We start from the raw sequence: 15,839 nt of genomic DNA, 5'->3' as shown, positions 1-15,839 counted from the left end.
TAGACGTGTGATTACCGCATCTTCAAAACAATGAAAACAAATGATTTCAAGAGCGGCTGCACCCCCATACCCATAACTTCTCTGTGCACGAAGTATAGGTTTTGACAATGACCTGACCGGCAGACAGCATTTCTATTCTATGAAAAATTTTACCCGTATGACGAATTGTTGTACAATAGGCATAATGTGCTTTTTACCGAATGGAGGCTGGATAAGTTAATGCGATGGCATGAAGTAACGGTTCACACAACCGAAGAAGCGATCGAAATGATCTCGAATTTTATACATGAGCTGGGAGCCGGCGGGGTATCGATTGAAGAGTCGGGCACGCTTAACAAGCAGAGGGATACCTCGCTCGGACAATGGTACGAGCTTCCGCTGAACGATATACCCGAAGGGCGGGCTGTCATCAAGGGATATTTCTCCGAAGGTACCGATATGGAGGCTATTCTGCTTGAGCTGAAGCGTTCTGTGGAAACGCTGAGTGAGTACGATATAGATACGGGCGAACCTACATACGAGTTGAAGGAAGTCGACGATGAAGACTGGGCGAACGCATGGAAGCAGTATTTTAAGCCGCTTCGCATCACCGACCGTCTCACGATCAAGCCGACTTGGGAGGAGTATACTCCAGGACCTGACGAGCTGATTCTGGAGCTTGACCCTGGCATGGCGTTCGGTACGGGAACACATGCCACGACGGCGCTTTGCCTGAAGACGCTGGAGAGAGTCATTCAAGGCGGAGAAGATGTGATTGACGTAGGGACGGGCTCCGGCGTTCTGGCGATTGCCGCGGCGAAGCTGGGAGCAGGCCGCGTGCTTGCGCTTGATCTGGATCCCGTCTCCGTGTCCAGCGCAACGGAGAACGCCAAGCTGAACGGCTTGGAACGGCAAATTACGGTGAAGCTGAGCGATCTGCTGCAGGTGATCAATGAGCACCGCGCCGCCGGAGCTTCCGAAGGTACGCTTGGAGTGAAGCTGCCCGTACAGGTCGTGGTGGCGAACATTTTGGCGGAAATTATTCTGATGTTTGTTGACGATGTGTATGAAGTGCTGGAATCGGGCGGAACCTACATCGTATCCGGGATTATCAAAGCAAAAAAGGCGTCCGTGGAAGAGGCGTTGACAGCTGCCGGATTCATCATAACGGAACGTCACGAGGAGCAGGATTGGGTCGTGCTCGTCGCCAGAAAGCCGTAGGTGAAAGAAGATGGACTGGAGTTCGTTTCTGGCATTCCCGGTCGAGCAGATGCCTTTCGTTTTTGTGATGCTGCTGATCGCTTTCACCGTGCATGAGTTTGCTCATGCTTATGTTGCCGACAAATTCGGAGACCCGACTCCCCGGACAATGGGGCGGTTAACGCTCAATCCGCGCGTGCATCTGGACTGGCTCGGCATGATCTTTTTTCTCATTATAGGGATTGGATGGGCCAAGCCCGTGCTCGTGAACCGGAGTCATTTTAAATATCCTAGAAGGATGGGCATTATCGTATCTTTCGCGGGGCCCTTCAGCAATCTGGCGCTTGGATTTATCAGCTTGATCATCCTGTACGCTTTGCACTATTTCAACCTGATGTCCGGGATGTCATCCGGCATCCATATGGCGGTCAATCTCTTTTTGACGCTGATGGTGACGCAGAACATCTTTTTGTTCATCCTGAATCTCATTCCTTTTCCGCCGCTGGACGGCTACCGCATTCTGGAAGACCTGCTGCCGCGCCGAATTTTGATGAAAGTGAAGCCGTATGAGCAGTGGCTGTTTTTTGCGATTCTGCTGATGTTTTTCATTGAACCGATTCGTGCGGTAACACTGGGACCCGTCTTTGCGCTGCGGGAACCCATTCTGGCATGGTTTCAAGCGATAGTCAGCCTGTTGTTCGGAGGCTAAATTTGTTGTCAGGTCCCTGCCTGAAATGGTAAAATACTGTGTTCTTGTTCGGAATACTGGTTTTTACGGTAAAAAAGGTGTATGATGAAGGTTGACCGTTTTTACTTTATGTATAAGCGGTCAGACTTATTTTCGCGGAAGAGACGGTTTACCATGCAAAGATATTTCATTCAGCCGGAGCAGTTTACAGACGAAACCGCAACGATAGCCGGAGACGACGCACACCACTTAACCCGGGTGATGCGGGCGAAGCCGGGCGATACATGTATAGTGAGCGACGGCATAAGCCGGGAGGCCTTGGTCAGACTGCAAACGGTAGATCCTCGGCAGGTTGTTGCCGACGTGATCGAATGGCTGCCGATGGACAATGAGCCTGCCGTGGATGTTTGGGTGGCGCAAAGCCTGCCTAAAGGCGACAAGATGGAACTGGTTATTCAAAAGGGAACGGAAATCGGGGCGTCGCGTTTTATCCCTTTCGTGTCTGAGCGTACCGTAGTTCAATTGGACGGCAAAAAAGAAGGAAAGCGGCTGGAGCGGTGGCAGAAGATCGCCAAAGAAGCGGCGGAGCAGGCTTATCGCAATCGCGTGCCGCAAGTGGACCCGGTTGTATCCTGGAAGGAACTGCTGCGTCTGGCTCAAGAAGCCGATGCGGCTTGGATTTGCTATGAGAAGCAGAGCGTTCAGGAGCTTCGGGGACAGATCCGCAAGGCGATCTTGTCTCGCAAGAATGAAGGCCGCCGACAGAGGCTGCTGCTCATGATCGGGCCGGAAGGCGGGTTTACCGAACGGGAAGCGGCAGAGGCGGAAGCGGCTGGCTGCCGCGCCGTCAGTCTGGGCAAACGCATACTTAGAACGGAGACGGCCGCCATGGTCGGGCTCACGTGTATTTTATACGAATCCGGAGAGATGGGAGGAGAACAGTAACATGGCGACAGTCGCTTTTCACACGCTGGGCTGTAAAGTCAACTTTTATGATACGGAAGCGATCTGGCAGCTGTTTAAGCAGGAAGGATACGAACAGGTCGATTTTGAATCGACGGCGGACGTATATGTCATTAACAGTTGTACGGTGACAAATACAGGGGATAAAAAAAGCCGGCAAATGATCCGGCGCGCGATCCGCAGAAATCCGGAGGCGATCATAGCGGTAACGGGCTGCTACGCCCAAACGTCGCCCGCCGAAATCATGGCGATTCCGGGAGTCGATCTGGTGATCGGGACGCAGGACCGCGACAAAATTATGCCTTATATAAAACAATTGGAGCAAGAACGCAAACCGATTAACGCCGTGCGCAACATTATGAAAACCCGCACCTTCGAGGAACTCGACGTGCCGGATTTTGCCGACCGCACACGCGCTTTTCTTAAAATTCAAGAGGGCTGCAACAACTTTTGCACCTTCTGTATTATTCCGTGGTCGCGCGGTCTGATGCGCAGCCGCGATCCTCAAAGCGTGCTGAAGCAGGCCCGCATGCTGGTGGATGCCGGGTACCAGGAAATCGTGCTGACGGGCATTCATACCGGCGGCTACGGAGAGGATATGGAGGACTACAGCTTGGCCAAGCTGCTATGGGATTTGGATAAGGTGGAGGGTTTGAAGCGGATCCGCATCAGCTCCATCGAAGCGAGCCAAATTACCGATGAAGTGCTGGAGGTCCTGCAAAAATCGGACAAAATGTGCCGTCACCTGCACATTCCGCTGCAGGCTGGAGATAATGACGTGCTGGCGCGGATGCGCAGAAAATATACGACGGAGCAGTTCGCACAAAAAATCGAGCACATTCACCGCATCATGCCGGGTGTAGCGATTACGACGGACGTGATTGTAGGCTTTCCGGGAGAAACGGAAGAGATGTTCCGCAATGGATACCGGTTCATGGAGCAGATGAAGTTCTCGGAGATGCACGTATTTCCGTACTCCAAACGGACCGGTACGCCGGCCGCCCGTATGGAGGATCAAGTGGACGAGGAAATTAAAAACGCCCGGGTACATGAGCTCATCGATTTGTCGGAGCGGATGCAGCTTGATTACGCCAAACAGTTTGTGGGTCAAGTGCTGGAGGTTATTCCCGAGCGCGACTACAAAGGACAGCCGGGCAGCGGTCTGATCATGGGCTATTCGGACAATTATCTTCAGCTTGTGTTTGAAGGCAGCGAGGATTGGATCGGTCAGATATGCCATGTGAAGGTGACCGAGGCCGGGGTGAATGAGTGCCGCGGCGAAATCGTCCGCGTGCCGGAGATCGTGTCTGTGAATCCGTCCCCAAGGAAAACGGCCGGCACAAGCAGTGTCGATGCCATTCCTGGTCAAGCGGCAAAAGCTATCGTATAGATTGGGAAAGGAGAGGATTTCGTTGGGCAGCATGTTCCGATGAAATCCTTTCGATTTCTTTATATTCAGAAAGGGTGAGGTCCAATGAAGGAAATTTCGGCTGGAGGCGTCGTGTACCGCAAGGTCGGGGATCGCCTGCAGGTGCAAATGATTCAAGACCGCTATGGTAAAATTACGCTGCCTAAAGGGAAAATGGAGCCCGGAGAGACGATCGAACAAACCGCGCTGCGCGAGATTGCGGAGGAAACGGGGATCGTCGGCAAGATTGTGCAGCCGCTGGAGAAGATCACTTATCAATTTACATTGTCCGGCGTAGGCGTTGTGGACAAGGAGGTACATTATTATTTGGTAGAGGCGACGGGCGGAACGCTGAAGGCTCAAGTAGAGGAAATTCTCGGAGTGGAGTGGCTCGATCCGCTTGAGGCTTGGCAGCAGCAGATCCAATCGGGATACGGAAATAACGATTCGGTTCTCAAAAAAGCGCTGGAAGCGCTTGGATACGAGGTGAGCTGAATGAACGGATTTCAGGTAAAGGAACTGCCTTCATACATTGATCATACGCTGCTGAGGGCCGATGCGGACCGTGAGGCGATTCAAAAGCTCTGCGAAGAGGCCAGGCAGTACGGATTTTACAGTGTATGTGTGAATGGCGCCTGGGTTCCGTTATGCCGGGAGCTACTGCAGGATTCGGGCGTAAAAATCAGCGTAGTATGCGGGTTTCCTTTAGGTGCCGGCGACAGCTCGGTAAAAGCGTTTGAAGCGGCTGCAGCCGTGGATCAGGGAGCCGATGAAATCGATATGGTACTGCAAATCGGGAAGCTGATTCAGGGCGATTACGACGCCGTCCGCGACGATATACGTGCCGTCGTGCAGGCTGTAAAGGGACAAGCGATCGTTAAAGTCATTCTCGAGACGGGCGTCCTGACCGATGGGCAAAAAACGGCTGCCTGTCGTCTGTCCGAAGAAGCGGGAGCCCATTATGTCAAAACGTCAACGGGATTCGGTAAAGGGGGAGCTACGGTGGAGGATGTGGCACTTCTGCGCCGCAGTGTCTCTTCCTCCATCGGTGTAAAAGCATCCGGGGGCATCCGTGACCTGGAGACGGCGGTCAAGATGATTGAAGCCGGAGCGACCCGGCTTGGGACAAGCTCAGGAGTCGCATTGATGTCGGGGCTTGCGGGCTCGTCGTTGTATTAATCCTTTGGAGGCTTAAGGCTATGGCAATGATTTATTTGCAGAAAAAAAGGAAACAGCGGCTCGAGGAGGGGCATCCTTGGGTATTCCGCTCGGAAATCGAACGGGTAGAAGGAGAAATCGTCCCGGGCCGACTTGCTCGGATACATACGCATACCGGCCAGTTCCTCGCGGCCGGCTACTACAATCCGGCGTCGCAGATTGCGGTCCGGGTTGTTTCTTATGAACCGTTGGAGGAAATGAACCGGGATTTCTTTATTCGCCGCCTGCAGCAGTGTAAGGACCATCGCGAGCGGTTTCTTCCGGATGCTAGAAGCTTTCGCCTGGTCTATGGAGAAGCCGACCTGCTGCCGGGATTGATCGTTGATAAATTCGAGGACGTGCTGGTTGTCCAGATCCTTACGCTGGGGATGGAAGAGGCCAAAGAGGCCTTACTCGACGCTTTAATCGAAGTGATGCGTCCGGCAGGCATCTATGAGCGCAGCGATGTGCCGGTGCGGGAGCTGGAAGGTCTCACGCAGCGCAAAGGGCTCCTTTATGGCGAATGCCCGCGATATGTGACCATACGGGAGAATGGGTTGCTGCTGGAGGTCGATATCGAGCAAGGCCAGAAGACGGGATATTTCTTCGATCAGCGGGAAAACCGGGCGGCCCTGGCTCCGCTGATGAAAAACTGGGGCAAACGAAGCGGTATTGAGCTGAGGGAGAAGGTGCTCGATGACGGAACGGTGAAGCGGGTTCCCGTGAACAAAAGCGGAGCTGAGGTGACCTTTCCTTACTGGGACGGCGCTACGGTGCTGGAGTGTTTCTCGCATACGGGCAGCTTCACGCTGCATGCATGCGCGTACGGGGCGAAGAAGGTGACCTGCCTGGATATATCAGAGCATGCGGTGGAGACGGCCAAGCGAAATGTCGAACTGAACGGGTTCGAAGACCGGGTAGAGTTTGTGGTGGCCGATGCGTTCGATTATTTGCGCGAGCAATCCCGCGGTCTGGATCTCCGCCGGGAACGGGCTCAGGCGGACCGGCGGAAGGTGGATACCTCCGTCCCTTTGGCGAATAAAGGAAGAACGTGGGACGTCGTCATTTTGGATCCCCCGGCTTTCGCCAAATCGCGAAGCGCTGTGGAAGGAGCGGTCAGAGGCTACAAGGACATCAATCTGCACGGAATGAAATTGGTCAATGAGGGCGGTTATTTGGTGACGGCTAGCTGTTCTTACCATATGAGGCCGGAGCTGTTTCTGGAGACGGTTCACGCTGCGGCAGTGGATGCGGGCAAAACGCTCCGCTTGATCGAATTCCGCAGCGCCGGAAAGGATCATCCCCGAATTTTGGGAGTGGAAGAAGGAAATTATTTAAAATTTGCTATATTTGAAGTGCGCGGCAGGCGATAACCGAAAAAGCTTTGCAGCGCTGAGATACCGTTTAAGAGGAGAGGTGTCGTTAAATTGGGGAACATGCGTTTGAATGAAGCGATTCGGGGACGGCGCAGTATCGGACGGGTGAAGCAGGAGCCGATCACCCGCGAACACATTGAAGAGGTGCTGGAGGCGGGAAACTGGGCACCAAGCCATCACGGTACCGAACCGTGGCGTTTCTTCGTCATGACGGGCAAAGGTCGGCAAGCGCTGGCGGATGCCTATGCCGATATTGCTTCGGAAGCAGCTCCACAGCTTACGGGGGAGGAGCTTGAAGCGATGCGGGCGAAGCAAGCGGCCAAAGCGTTTCGCGCACCGGTTGTGATCGCTGTGGCGGTTTCGCCGTCGGATCGAAAGGGAGCGATCCGGATCGAAGAGTTTGCCGCAGCGCACGCCGCTGTGCAAAATATGCTGTTGACGGCGCATGCATTGGGCCTTGGAGCGATTTGGCGCTCCGGCGAACCGATGTATCACCCGCGGATGAAGCAGGCTTTTCAGCTGACCGAGAAGGAAGAAATGGTCGGGCTGCTGTATATGGGGATTCCGGATATGCCGCATCCGGAAGGCAAACGGAAACCGGCAGCGGATAAAACGGTTTGGATGACGGATTGACGTTCAGCAGATGCAAATGGATAACAGAAGGGCGATATCCGATACGGATACCGTCTTTTTGGCGTAAGGGGGTTCATTTTAACACAAAAAACCCTGTTCATTCCATTGGGGGAACGAACAGGGCTTCAACCTGCACAACCGGAATCCATCATTTTACACCTCTTTATACTGCATCGAACGAAGGACGGAACATGCTCTTATTCGATGTCGTTATATCCGTATTTTGCCAACAATTGATAAGACTCTTCTCTTACTTCCAAGAAATAATCGATAAACGAATTTAAAAATGTAATCATTGAAAATGACCTCCTCTTTTTATTTGCGGGCTTTTTCACCGTGGTATGCTGTGTTATGCCGGTCTTACAAACGGTAGTTTTTGGCTTTGCCGTAGCTTTATTATCGCTCCGGCCGACGCCTTTTGACAAAGTCGATATCTTTTCATGAAAGCGGCAATCATTGCCAATGAAAACCAATGAAAACGTAAATCATAGACCATGCTCTTACGATTTCGGGGTTTTACGCAGGATTTCATTGCCAATCGAAAATAAACCAGGAGGATTGGATGACCGCAGGTTCAAAAAATGCTCACATCAAGAACGTTTGTTCCTGTTTTTGAAAATATGTTATAATGACCAAAACCTCCCTTTTCCCAACACATGAGGATTTTGGTAGAATAATAGAGTTGAGGTAAATCCTACGCAACGGAGGAAGCGATCATGGCGTTTCGTTTTGTGCTTGGCCGTGCCGGGAGCGGAAAAACGACGTTTTGTCTGAACGAAATCAAACAAAAGCTCATGGAGAAGCCGGAGGGGCGTCCGCTGATTTGGCTTGTGCCGGAGCAGGCGACGTTTCAGGCGGAGTATGCGCTTGTATCCGCGCCTGAACTGGGGGGAACGCTGCGGGCGCAGGTTCTCAGCTTTCGCCGTCTGGCCTGGCGGGTTATGCAGGAGGTTGGGGGGACGGCCCGTCTTCCGATCGATGAAACCGGGAAGAAGCTGTTGCTTCACCGGATTATACATAGGAATAAAGAGCGTCTGCGCCGATTTCAAGCGTCTGCGGATCAAATGGGTTTCTTGGACCGTTTGAATCAGCTGTTCAGCGAATTTAAACGATACTGTATCACATCCGAAGGGCTTAGCGGATTTTATTCGGAGCGTTTCGGATCCCAGAGCGGCCCAAGCGGTTCATTGGAGGACAAGCTGCACGATCTGCAGTTGATTTATGCCGAATTCCAGACTGAACTGTCGAAGCTTTACCTGGACGGAGAAGATTATTTGACTCTGCTTGCCAGGCAGCTTGGCGAATCGGATTACGTTCATGGCGCCGAATGCTGGGTGGACGGATTTCACGGGTTTACGCCGCAGGAATTCGCGGTGCTGGAGCAGCTTGCCCGGCATGCGGGGAATGTGACGCTTACGTTGTGCCTTCCCCGGCCATATGTGAATGGGGAAGGTCTGCATGAGCTTGATTTGTTCCACCCGACGGCACGCACGATGCTGGAGCTGCAGGAGCGGCTGCGGCAGCAGGCTATCCATGTAACGGATCATATTGTGCTGCCTGATTCCCCTCCCGCCCGCTTTCGGCATAATCCGATGCTTGCTTATCTCGAAGCGCATTGGGGGGACGGAGTCAAGAGGCCGTTTCCCGAACCCGCGGAGGTCCGCAAAGGAACGGGTTCGTCCGTCCGTATCTCCGCAGCGGTCAGCCGCAGGGCGGAGGTAGAGGGGGTGGCCCGGGATATTGTAAAGCTTGTGCGGGACGAAGGCTTGCGTTGGCGCGATATATCCGTTTCCGTCCGCAGTGTTGAAGCCTATGGTGATTTACTGGCCGGAACGTTCCGCGATTACGGTATCCCGCATTTCTTCGATCAGAAGCGTTCGGTGCTGCATCATCCGCTGGTGGAACTGATTCGCTCGGCGCTGGAGACGGTGCTCACCCATTGGAAATACGATGCCGTGTTTCGATGCGTCAAAACCGGACTGCTCCTGCCCTTTGCGGAAGATAAGGAACTGCAGGGAGACCGCATACGGATCGACCGTCTTGCCATGGACCAGTTGGAAAACTATGTGCTGGCCTTTGGTATTCAAGGCTCCAAATGGACGGATCCGAAGGATTGGACTTATTCCTATAGAACGAGCCTGGAGCAGGATGATGCGGAGGCCGGTGACGCGGACGAGGCTTTTTTAACGAAAATCAATGCTTGCCGGCGGGCGGTAGCAGGGCCGCTTGGTGAACTGCAAAAGAAGCTGCGGGAGAAAACCGCGGTACAAGACCGCGTTCAAGCGGTATACGAGCTCCTCATCGGACTCCGGGTGCCGGATCGCCTGGAAGCATGGAGCCAGAGCTCGCTTCATTTGGGCGAGCCGGAGAAAGCGCGGGAGCATGCGCAGGTATGGGAGCGGGTTATGGATATGTTCGATCAGTTGATCGAGCTGATGGGGGAGCAGTCCGTATCTCTGGAGTTGTTTGCCGAATTGATCCAAACGGGATTGGAAAGCATCAAGCTCGGGCTTGTTCCCCCGACGCTTGATCAGGTATTGATCGGATCGATGGACAGAACCCGCTCCGGCCGGGTGAAGCACATGTTTGTACTCGGTGTGAACGAAGGCGTTATGCCGGCCAAAATAACCGAAAGCGGCGTGCTGACGGAAGTGGAGCGGGAACGGCTCGGCGCAGCCGGCCTTCAGACTGCCGAAGGCAGCCGCAGACGGCTGCTGGATGAATCGTTCCTGATCTATTGCGCATTCTGCACGCCGTCCGACGGATTATGGCTCAGTTATGCTTTGGCCGATGAAGAAGGAAAATCGCTGCTTCCTTCCGACGTGATCCGGCAAATCAAGCGGTTGTTTCCGCAAGTCAGGGAACGGCTGCTGTTGAATGATCCGGCTCCGGATGCGGCGTCCACCGAGCAGTTGGAATACATAGCGCATCCCGATAAGGCGCTGTCCTTGCTGGTTGTACAATTAAAGCAATGGATGCAGGGAGCTCCGATGAGCGGGGTATGGTGGTCCGTGTACAATTGGTTTGCCCGGCAGCCTGAATTCGGCGGCAGGCTTTCCCGAATGGTTCAATCGCTGCTCTATACGAACAAGGCTGTGGCGTTAAGCGATTCGACCAGCAGGCGGCTGTACGGAGAGCATATTGAAACCAGCGTGTCGCGGATGGAACGATTCGTCGCTTGTCCGTTTTCGCAATTCGCATCCCATGGGCTGCGGTTGAAGGAACGCCGGATCTTCCGCCTGGAAGCCCCTGACGTAGGCCAACTATTTCATGCGGCTTTGAGCAAGTTTGCCGAGCAGGTGGAGAAGGAGGGCATCGATTGGGGGGCGCTGACGGCCCGGGAGAGCGAAGAGCGGGCCGCGCTCGTTGTCGATGCGCTGGCGCCCAAGCTGCAGGGCGAAATCCTGCTCAGCTCCAAAAGGTATTTGTATATTGCCCGCAAGCTGAAGCAGGTGATCGGCCGGGCCGCTTTGATGCTGGGCGAGCATGCCAAACGCGGACAATTTCGCCCGATCGGGCTCGAAATCGGTTTTGGAAGCGGACAGGCGATTCCTCCGCTGCTCTACGAGCTGGACAACGGAGTTCTTATGGAGCTGCGCGGCCGGATTGACCGGATTGACCGGGCGGATACGGAACGGGGAACGCTGCTGAGGGTGATTGACTATAAATCAAGTGCCAAAATGCTGAACATGGCCGAAGTATATTACGGGCTGTCCCTGCAAATGTTGACTTATCTGGATGTCATTTTGACGCATGCTCCGATATGGCTGGGCACAGAAGCGGAGCCTGCAGGCGTCCTCTATTTTCATGTACACAATCCGCTGTTGAATGCCAAAAATGGACTGACTGCGGAACAGATCGATAAAGAGCTGAAAAAACGCTTCAAAATGAAAGGACTGCTTCGGGCCGATCCTGAAGTGATCAAGCTGATGGACAGCAGTCTGATTGGGGCAAGCGGCCATTCCGAGCTGCTGCCGGCGGCGCTCAAAACGGATGGCAGCTTCTATAAATCATCCTCTGTGGCATCGGAGGAGCAGTGGAATACGGTCAGGCGGTATGTAAGACGGACGATTCGCGACATCGGCACTTCGATGACGGACGGGCGCATTGATATCGAGCCGTATCGGATGGGGCAGTCCACCGCTTGCAGTCATTGCTCCTTCCGGCCGGTATGCCAGTTCGACACGCAGCTGGAAGGCAACGATTACAGGGTACTGCCTCCGATCGGCAAGGATCTCGTATGGGAGCTGATGGAAAAACAAACGGAATCAAAGTCGCGCTTCCGGCCATCCGCATCCCGAACCGCAGCCCTTGCTTCGTTGGAAGTCGCCGCTTCGGCAGAAGACGAAACGGATCAGCCCGCTGTAGAAGACGGGTTCATTCCGCCCTCCGGCAGCAAAGATAACGAGGGAGGCGAGACCAAATGACTGTAACGATCCCGAAGCCTGCGGGCAGCACATGGACGGATGAGCAGTGGAATGCCATTTCCGTTCGCGGTCAATCCATCCTGGTAGCGGCTGCCGCCGGTTCAGGCAAAACGGCCGTCCTGGTGGAGCGGATTATCCGGCGCATTTCCGATGAGAGAAATCCGACGGATGTAGACCGGCTGCTTGTGGCCACCTTTACCAAAGCGGCTGCCGAGGAGATGCGTCACCGTATCAGCGAGGCGTTGGAAAAAGCGCTCGCGGCCAATCCGGAATCCGATCACCTTCGGCGCCAGCTGGCGCTCATTCCAAGGGCTTCCATCACGACGCTGCATTCCTTTTGCATGGAAGTCATTCAAAAGCATTATCAGGTTATCGGATTAGACCCCGGGTTTCGTATCGCCAACGAAACGGAAAGCGCGCTGTTGCGTCAGGATGTGCTGGAGGAGCTGTTGGAAGAACGGTATGGAGACTCCGCCGAAGACGATCCTTTCTGGCGGCTGGCGGATGCGTTCAGTTCGGATAAAAGCGACGACGCGCTGTTTCAGCTGGTGCAGCGAATATACGATGATGCCCGCAGCCATCCCTGGCCGGAGCATTGGCTTGAGGAAAGTGTAGGAAGATTTGAACGGTGTTCGATGGCAGGAGAGAATCCTTGGCAGTCGAGCTTGCAGGCTTATATCCGCCTGGAGCTTCAGGGGATTGACGCCCTGCTGAGGGAGGCTGTCCGTGCGGCCGAGGCCCCCTTCGGTCCCGAACCGTATTTGGCCAATTTGAATGAAGATTTAACGGTAATTCAATCTTTGCTTGAGGCGGCGGCCGATCCGTCCTGGCACAGACTTTATCAGGCGTTTCAGGGGGCGGGCTTCGGAAAGCTGAAGGCGTGTAAAGGCGAGCAGTACGATAAAGAGCTGCAGGAGCAGGTCAAAGCGCTGCGCAATGAAGCCAAGGAAAGGCTGGGAGACCTGAAGGAGGAACTGTTCGTACGAACTCCGGAGCAGTACGAGGAGGAACTGAGAATGATGGCCCCGCTCATGAGGACTCTGGCGGATTTGGTGATCGAGTTTGGGGAGCGGTATCGGAAGGTCAAGCTGGACAAAGGTCTTGTCGATTTCGCCGATCTCGAGCATTATTGTCTGCGCATCCTGAGCTCGGACCGATCCGCGCCCGGAGCGCCGGTGCCTTCTCAAGCCGCTTTGGAATACCGGGAACAGTTCGTCGAAGTGCTGCTTGACGAATATCAGGATACGAACCGCGTGCAGGAGGCGATCGTCGAGCTGATTTCGCGGGAATCTCCCGGCAACCGGTTTATGGTCGGGGACGTGAAACAAAGCATATACCGGTTTCGTTTGGCGGAGCCGAGCCTGTTTCAGGAAAAATATAAAAGCTTTACCCCGGACGGAGCGGATCCGGGAAGACGGATTGATTTGGCGCGCAACTTCCGCAGCCGCCGCCAAGTGGTGGACGGTACAAACTACATATTCCGCCAGCTGATGAACGAGAACGTAGGTGAAATCGCTTATGATCAAAAGGCGGAGCTCGTATACGGCGCAGGGTATCCGGAAACCGGGAATGGAAACTTTGACTTGGCGTCCAAGCTGGTTCTCATCGACAGGTCGGCCCATGACGAGAGCGTGTCCGGCAAGAAAACTGAAGACGAAAGCGTGACGGATTCCGATCAAGACCCGGAGGCGGACGGCGCTTCGGAGGATCCGGCCGAAAATAGGCAGGAGCTGGAAACGGCGCAGCTGGAAGCCCGGTATATCGCGCAGCAGATTCGCCTCATGATGGGGATGGATGGCGGAGAGCCGTTTCGGGTGTTCGATAAATCCCTCAAAGGGCTGCGGCCGGCCGCTTTCCGGGATTTCGTCATTCTGCTGCGCGCCACTCAGCAGTGGGCGCCGGTGCTGATCGAGGAACTGCGGCAGCAGGGCATTCCGGCCTATGCGGAGCTGAATACCGGCTATTTTACGGCAACGGAGATTCAAGTGGTATTGTCTCTGCTCAAGCTTATCGATAATCCGTATCAGGATATTCCTCTGGCCTCCGTGCTCCGTTCGCCTATTGTGGGAATGGACAGCGAGGAGCTGGCGCATATCCGGATATGCAGCCGTCACGGAGCTTTTTTCGATGCGGTGAGAGCTTATGCGAGAAAGGATGAAACGGAGACGGAGGAAGCCGGAGAGCTTTCCGATCCGGATGGTTCGGAACCGTCCGGCGATGGCGATGGCGCGTATATTCCAAAACCGGAGACTCAACGCAAAGCAAGATCCTTCCTTGAACAGTTGAACGATTGGAGAAGGATGGCTCAGCAGGGCTCGCTTGCCGACCTGATCTGGGACATTTACAGAAAAACCGGCTATTTCGATTTCGTAGGCGGGCTGCCCGGCGGGCAGCAGCGCCAAGCGAATCTGCGCGCGCTCTACGATCGGTCCCGCCAGTACGAGGCGACCTCCTTTCGGGGCCTGTTCCGTTTTTTGCGTTTCGTTGAACGAATGCAAAACAGCGGAGGCGATTTGGGCACCGCCAGGGCTTTGGGCGAGCAAGAGGATGTCGTAAGGATCATGACCATTCACAAAAGCAAGGGGCTGGAATTTCCGGTCGTATTCGCAGCCGGTATGGCCAAGCCGTTCAACCGGCGGGATTTGACGGACAGCTTCCTGCTGCACAAGGAGCTCGGATTCGGACCGAAGTTGACCGATCCGAAGACGCGCGTCAGCTATCCCACGCTGCCGTGGCTTGCCATCAAACGCAAAATCCAGATGGAAATGCTTGCCGAAGAAATGCGCGTGCTGTATGTGGCCCTTACCCGTGCGAGGGAGAAGCTGGTGCTGGTAGCCTCGGTCAAAGGGCTGGAAAAACAGCTCAAGGCATGGAGCCGGTTTGTTCTGCATGACCGGTTGGCGCTTCCGGATGACGCGCTGGCCAAAGCCAAATGTTATCTGGATTGGATCGGTCCCGCCATGATTCGCCATCCCGACGGAAAGCTGCTCCGGGAAGGGGCAGGCGTAGAAGATACGGTTCCCTTGTTTCTAAAGGACGAGTCTTCCGAGTGGCGGGTGCATCTGATCATGCCGGAGCTGTTTGCCGGTATGGCGCAGGCGGCCGCCGGATCGGATCACGCCGATTCGCGGTGGCAGTCGGTGGTCCGCATGGAGCCTGTGGACGAAACGGAGCGGTGGGAGCATGAAGTGTGGCGGCGGTTGTCGTGGGATTATTCCTATAAAGACGCTACGCTGGTCTTGTCCAAAACGTCCGTAACGGAGCTCAAGCGGCTGTCCGAGCATCATAAACTGCTTGAGCTGCTATCGGAGGAACCCGCGGCGGCGCCTTGGCACGCTGCGGAAAACGGTCAGGACAACGTTGACAAGAAAGGCCGGGACAAAGGACAAACGGTCTTCCGCCGGATGATTGTCCGCAGACCTCGTTTCATGGAGCAAAGAGAGCTGAATGCGGCGGAGCGGGGCTCGGTGTTTCACTCCGTCATGCAGCATATGCCGCTGGATCGTCATCCTTCGGAGGCGGACGTGCGCGAAACGCTGGCCTGGATGGTGTCGCGGGAGCTGCTGACCGAACAGCAGCAATCGCTGGTGGACCCCGCGGTTATTGTGTCTTTCTTCCGAAGCGAGTTGGGGCAGCGGCTGCTTCAAGCCAAGCGGGTACACCGGGAGGTGCCCTTCAGCTTCGGACTGCCTGCGACGGATGTGTATGGCGCTGAACCGGGAGGCTTATCGCAGGAAACGGTCATGCTGCAAGGGGTGATCGACTGCTTGATTGATGAGGAGGAGGGTCTGGTCCTGCTCGATTACAAGACGGATCGCCTGAAGGGCGCTTCTCCTCAACGGGTGGCGGAGAGCTACCGGATGCAGCTCGATTTGTATGCAAGAGCGGTGGAGACAATCTGGAAAAGGCCGGTCATCGGCAAATACATCTTTTTATTTGATGGAGCTCATGTGGTACAGCTATAAAGG

The 15,839-nt window shown here is 54.7% G+C and carries 10 protein-coding genes; all 10 read left to right on the top strand.

Annotation, left to right across the window (positions count from 1 at the left end):
* Nucleotides 1-219: 219 nt before the first annotated feature.
* The 10 genes from prmA (at nucleotide 220) to addA (ending at nucleotide 15,836) form a co-directional block, all read left to right on the top strand.
* Nucleotides 220-1,200 (top strand): 50S ribosomal protein L11 methyltransferase, encoded by a 981-nt coding sequence (gene prmA / locus BLT35_RS03080; RefSeq protein ID WP_074726982.1) that lies wholly within the window; start codon nucleotides 220-222, stop codon nucleotides 1,198-1,200.
* Between the two features lie 10 nt (nucleotides 1,201-1,210).
* The gene (locus BLT35_RS03075) at nucleotides 1,211-1,888 is read left to right on the top strand and encodes a site-2 protease family protein (RefSeq protein WP_062407533.1); all 678 of its coding nucleotides are present in this window, start codon (nucleotides 1,211-1,213) and stop codon (nucleotides 1,886-1,888) included.
* 153 nt (nucleotides 1,889-2,041) lie between these two features.
* Nucleotides 2,042-2,812 (top strand): 16S rRNA (uracil(1498)-N(3))-methyltransferase, encoded by a 771-nt coding sequence (locus tag BLT35_RS03070; protein ID WP_074726981.1) that lies wholly within the window; start codon nucleotides 2,042-2,044, stop codon nucleotides 2,810-2,812.
* A 1-nt stretch (nucleotide 2,813) separates the two neighbouring features.
* Nucleotides 2,814-4,220 (top strand): tRNA (N(6)-L-threonylcarbamoyladenosine(37)-C(2))-methylthiotransferase MtaB, encoded by a 1,407-nt coding sequence (gene mtaB, locus BLT35_RS03065; protein WP_054818544.1) that lies wholly within the window; start codon nucleotides 2,814-2,816, stop codon nucleotides 4,218-4,220.
* Between the two features lie 84 nt (nucleotides 4,221-4,304).
* Entirely contained in the window at nucleotides 4,305-4,733 is a 429-nt protein-coding gene (locus BLT35_RS03060) for an NUDIX hydrolase (protein ID WP_062407539.1), read from the top strand.
* The gene (gene deoC / locus BLT35_RS03055) at nucleotides 4,734-5,417 is read left to right on the top strand and encodes a deoxyribose-phosphate aldolase (protein ID WP_054818546.1); all 684 of its coding nucleotides are present in this window, start codon (nucleotides 4,734-4,736) and stop codon (nucleotides 5,415-5,417) included.
* 20 nt (nucleotides 5,418-5,437) lie between these two features.
* A complete protein-coding gene (locus tag BLT35_RS03050; protein WP_054818547.1) occupies nucleotides 5,438-6,808 on the top strand; it encodes a class I SAM-dependent rRNA methyltransferase in 1,371 nt (456 codons plus the stop codon).
* A 63-nt stretch (nucleotides 6,809-6,871) separates the two neighbouring features.
* Nucleotides 6,872-7,444 carry a nitroreductase family protein gene (locus BLT35_RS03045; protein WP_074727053.1) on the top strand — a complete coding sequence of 191 codons (573 nt, stop codon included), beginning with the start codon at nucleotides 6,872-6,874 and terminating at the stop codon, nucleotides 7,442-7,444.
* A gap of 716 nt (nucleotides 7,445-8,160) precedes the next feature.
* A complete protein-coding gene (addB, locus tag BLT35_RS03040) occupies nucleotides 8,161-11,871 on the top strand; it encodes a helicase-exonuclease AddAB subunit AddB (RefSeq protein ID WP_083351161.1) in 3,711 nt (1,236 codons plus the stop codon).
* Nucleotides 11,868-15,836 carry a helicase-exonuclease AddAB subunit AddA gene (gene addA, locus BLT35_RS03035; protein ID WP_074726980.1) on the top strand — a complete coding sequence of 1,323 codons (3,969 nt, stop codon included), beginning with the start codon at nucleotides 11,868-11,870 and terminating at the stop codon, nucleotides 15,834-15,836. The genes addB and addA overlap by 4 nt, the downstream gene beginning before the upstream one ends.
* Nucleotides 15,837-15,839 lie beyond the last annotated feature (3 nt).

Source organism: Paenibacillus naphthalenovorans (genome assembly GCF_900099895.1).
GTDB classification, from domain to species: Bacteria; Bacillota; Bacilli; order Paenibacillales; family NBRC-103111; genus Paenibacillus_G; species Paenibacillus_G naphthalenovorans.
Note: the sequence above shows the minus strand (reverse complement) of the source record. Positions and strands in the feature narration are given on the sequence as shown.

What these genes read in the sequence shown, in the direction of transcription:
- prmA (WP_074726982.1), top strand. Translation starts at nt 220, where the DNA reads ATGCGATGGCATGAAGTAACGGTTCACACAACCGAAGAAGCGATCGAA.
- BLT35_RS03075 (WP_062407533.1), top strand. Translation starts at nt 1,211, where the DNA reads ATGGACTGGAGTTCGTTTCTGGCATTCCCGGTCGAGCAGATGCCTTTC.
- BLT35_RS03070 (WP_074726981.1), top strand. Translation starts at nt 2,042, where the DNA reads ATGCAAAGATATTTCATTCAGCCGGAGCAGTTTACAGACGAAACCGCA.
- mtaB (WP_054818544.1), top strand. Translation starts at nt 2,814, where the DNA reads ATGGCGACAGTCGCTTTTCACACGCTGGGCTGTAAAGTCAACTTTTAT.
- BLT35_RS03060 (WP_062407539.1), top strand. Translation starts at nt 4,305, where the DNA reads ATGAAGGAAATTTCGGCTGGAGGCGTCGTGTACCGCAAGGTCGGGGAT.
- deoC (WP_054818546.1), top strand. Translation starts at nt 4,734, where the DNA reads ATGAACGGATTTCAGGTAAAGGAACTGCCTTCATACATTGATCATACG.
- BLT35_RS03050 (WP_054818547.1), top strand. Translation starts at nt 5,438, where the DNA reads ATGGCAATGATTTATTTGCAGAAAAAAAGGAAACAGCGGCTCGAGGAG.
- BLT35_RS03045 (WP_074727053.1), top strand. Translation starts at nt 6,872, where the DNA reads ATGCGTTTGAATGAAGCGATTCGGGGACGGCGCAGTATCGGACGGGTG.
- addB (WP_083351161.1), top strand. Translation starts at nt 8,161, where the DNA reads ATGGCGTTTCGTTTTGTGCTTGGCCGTGCCGGGAGCGGAAAAACGACG.
- addA (WP_074726980.1), top strand. Translation starts at nt 11,868, where the DNA reads ATGACTGTAACGATCCCGAAGCCTGCGGGCAGCACATGGACGGATGAG.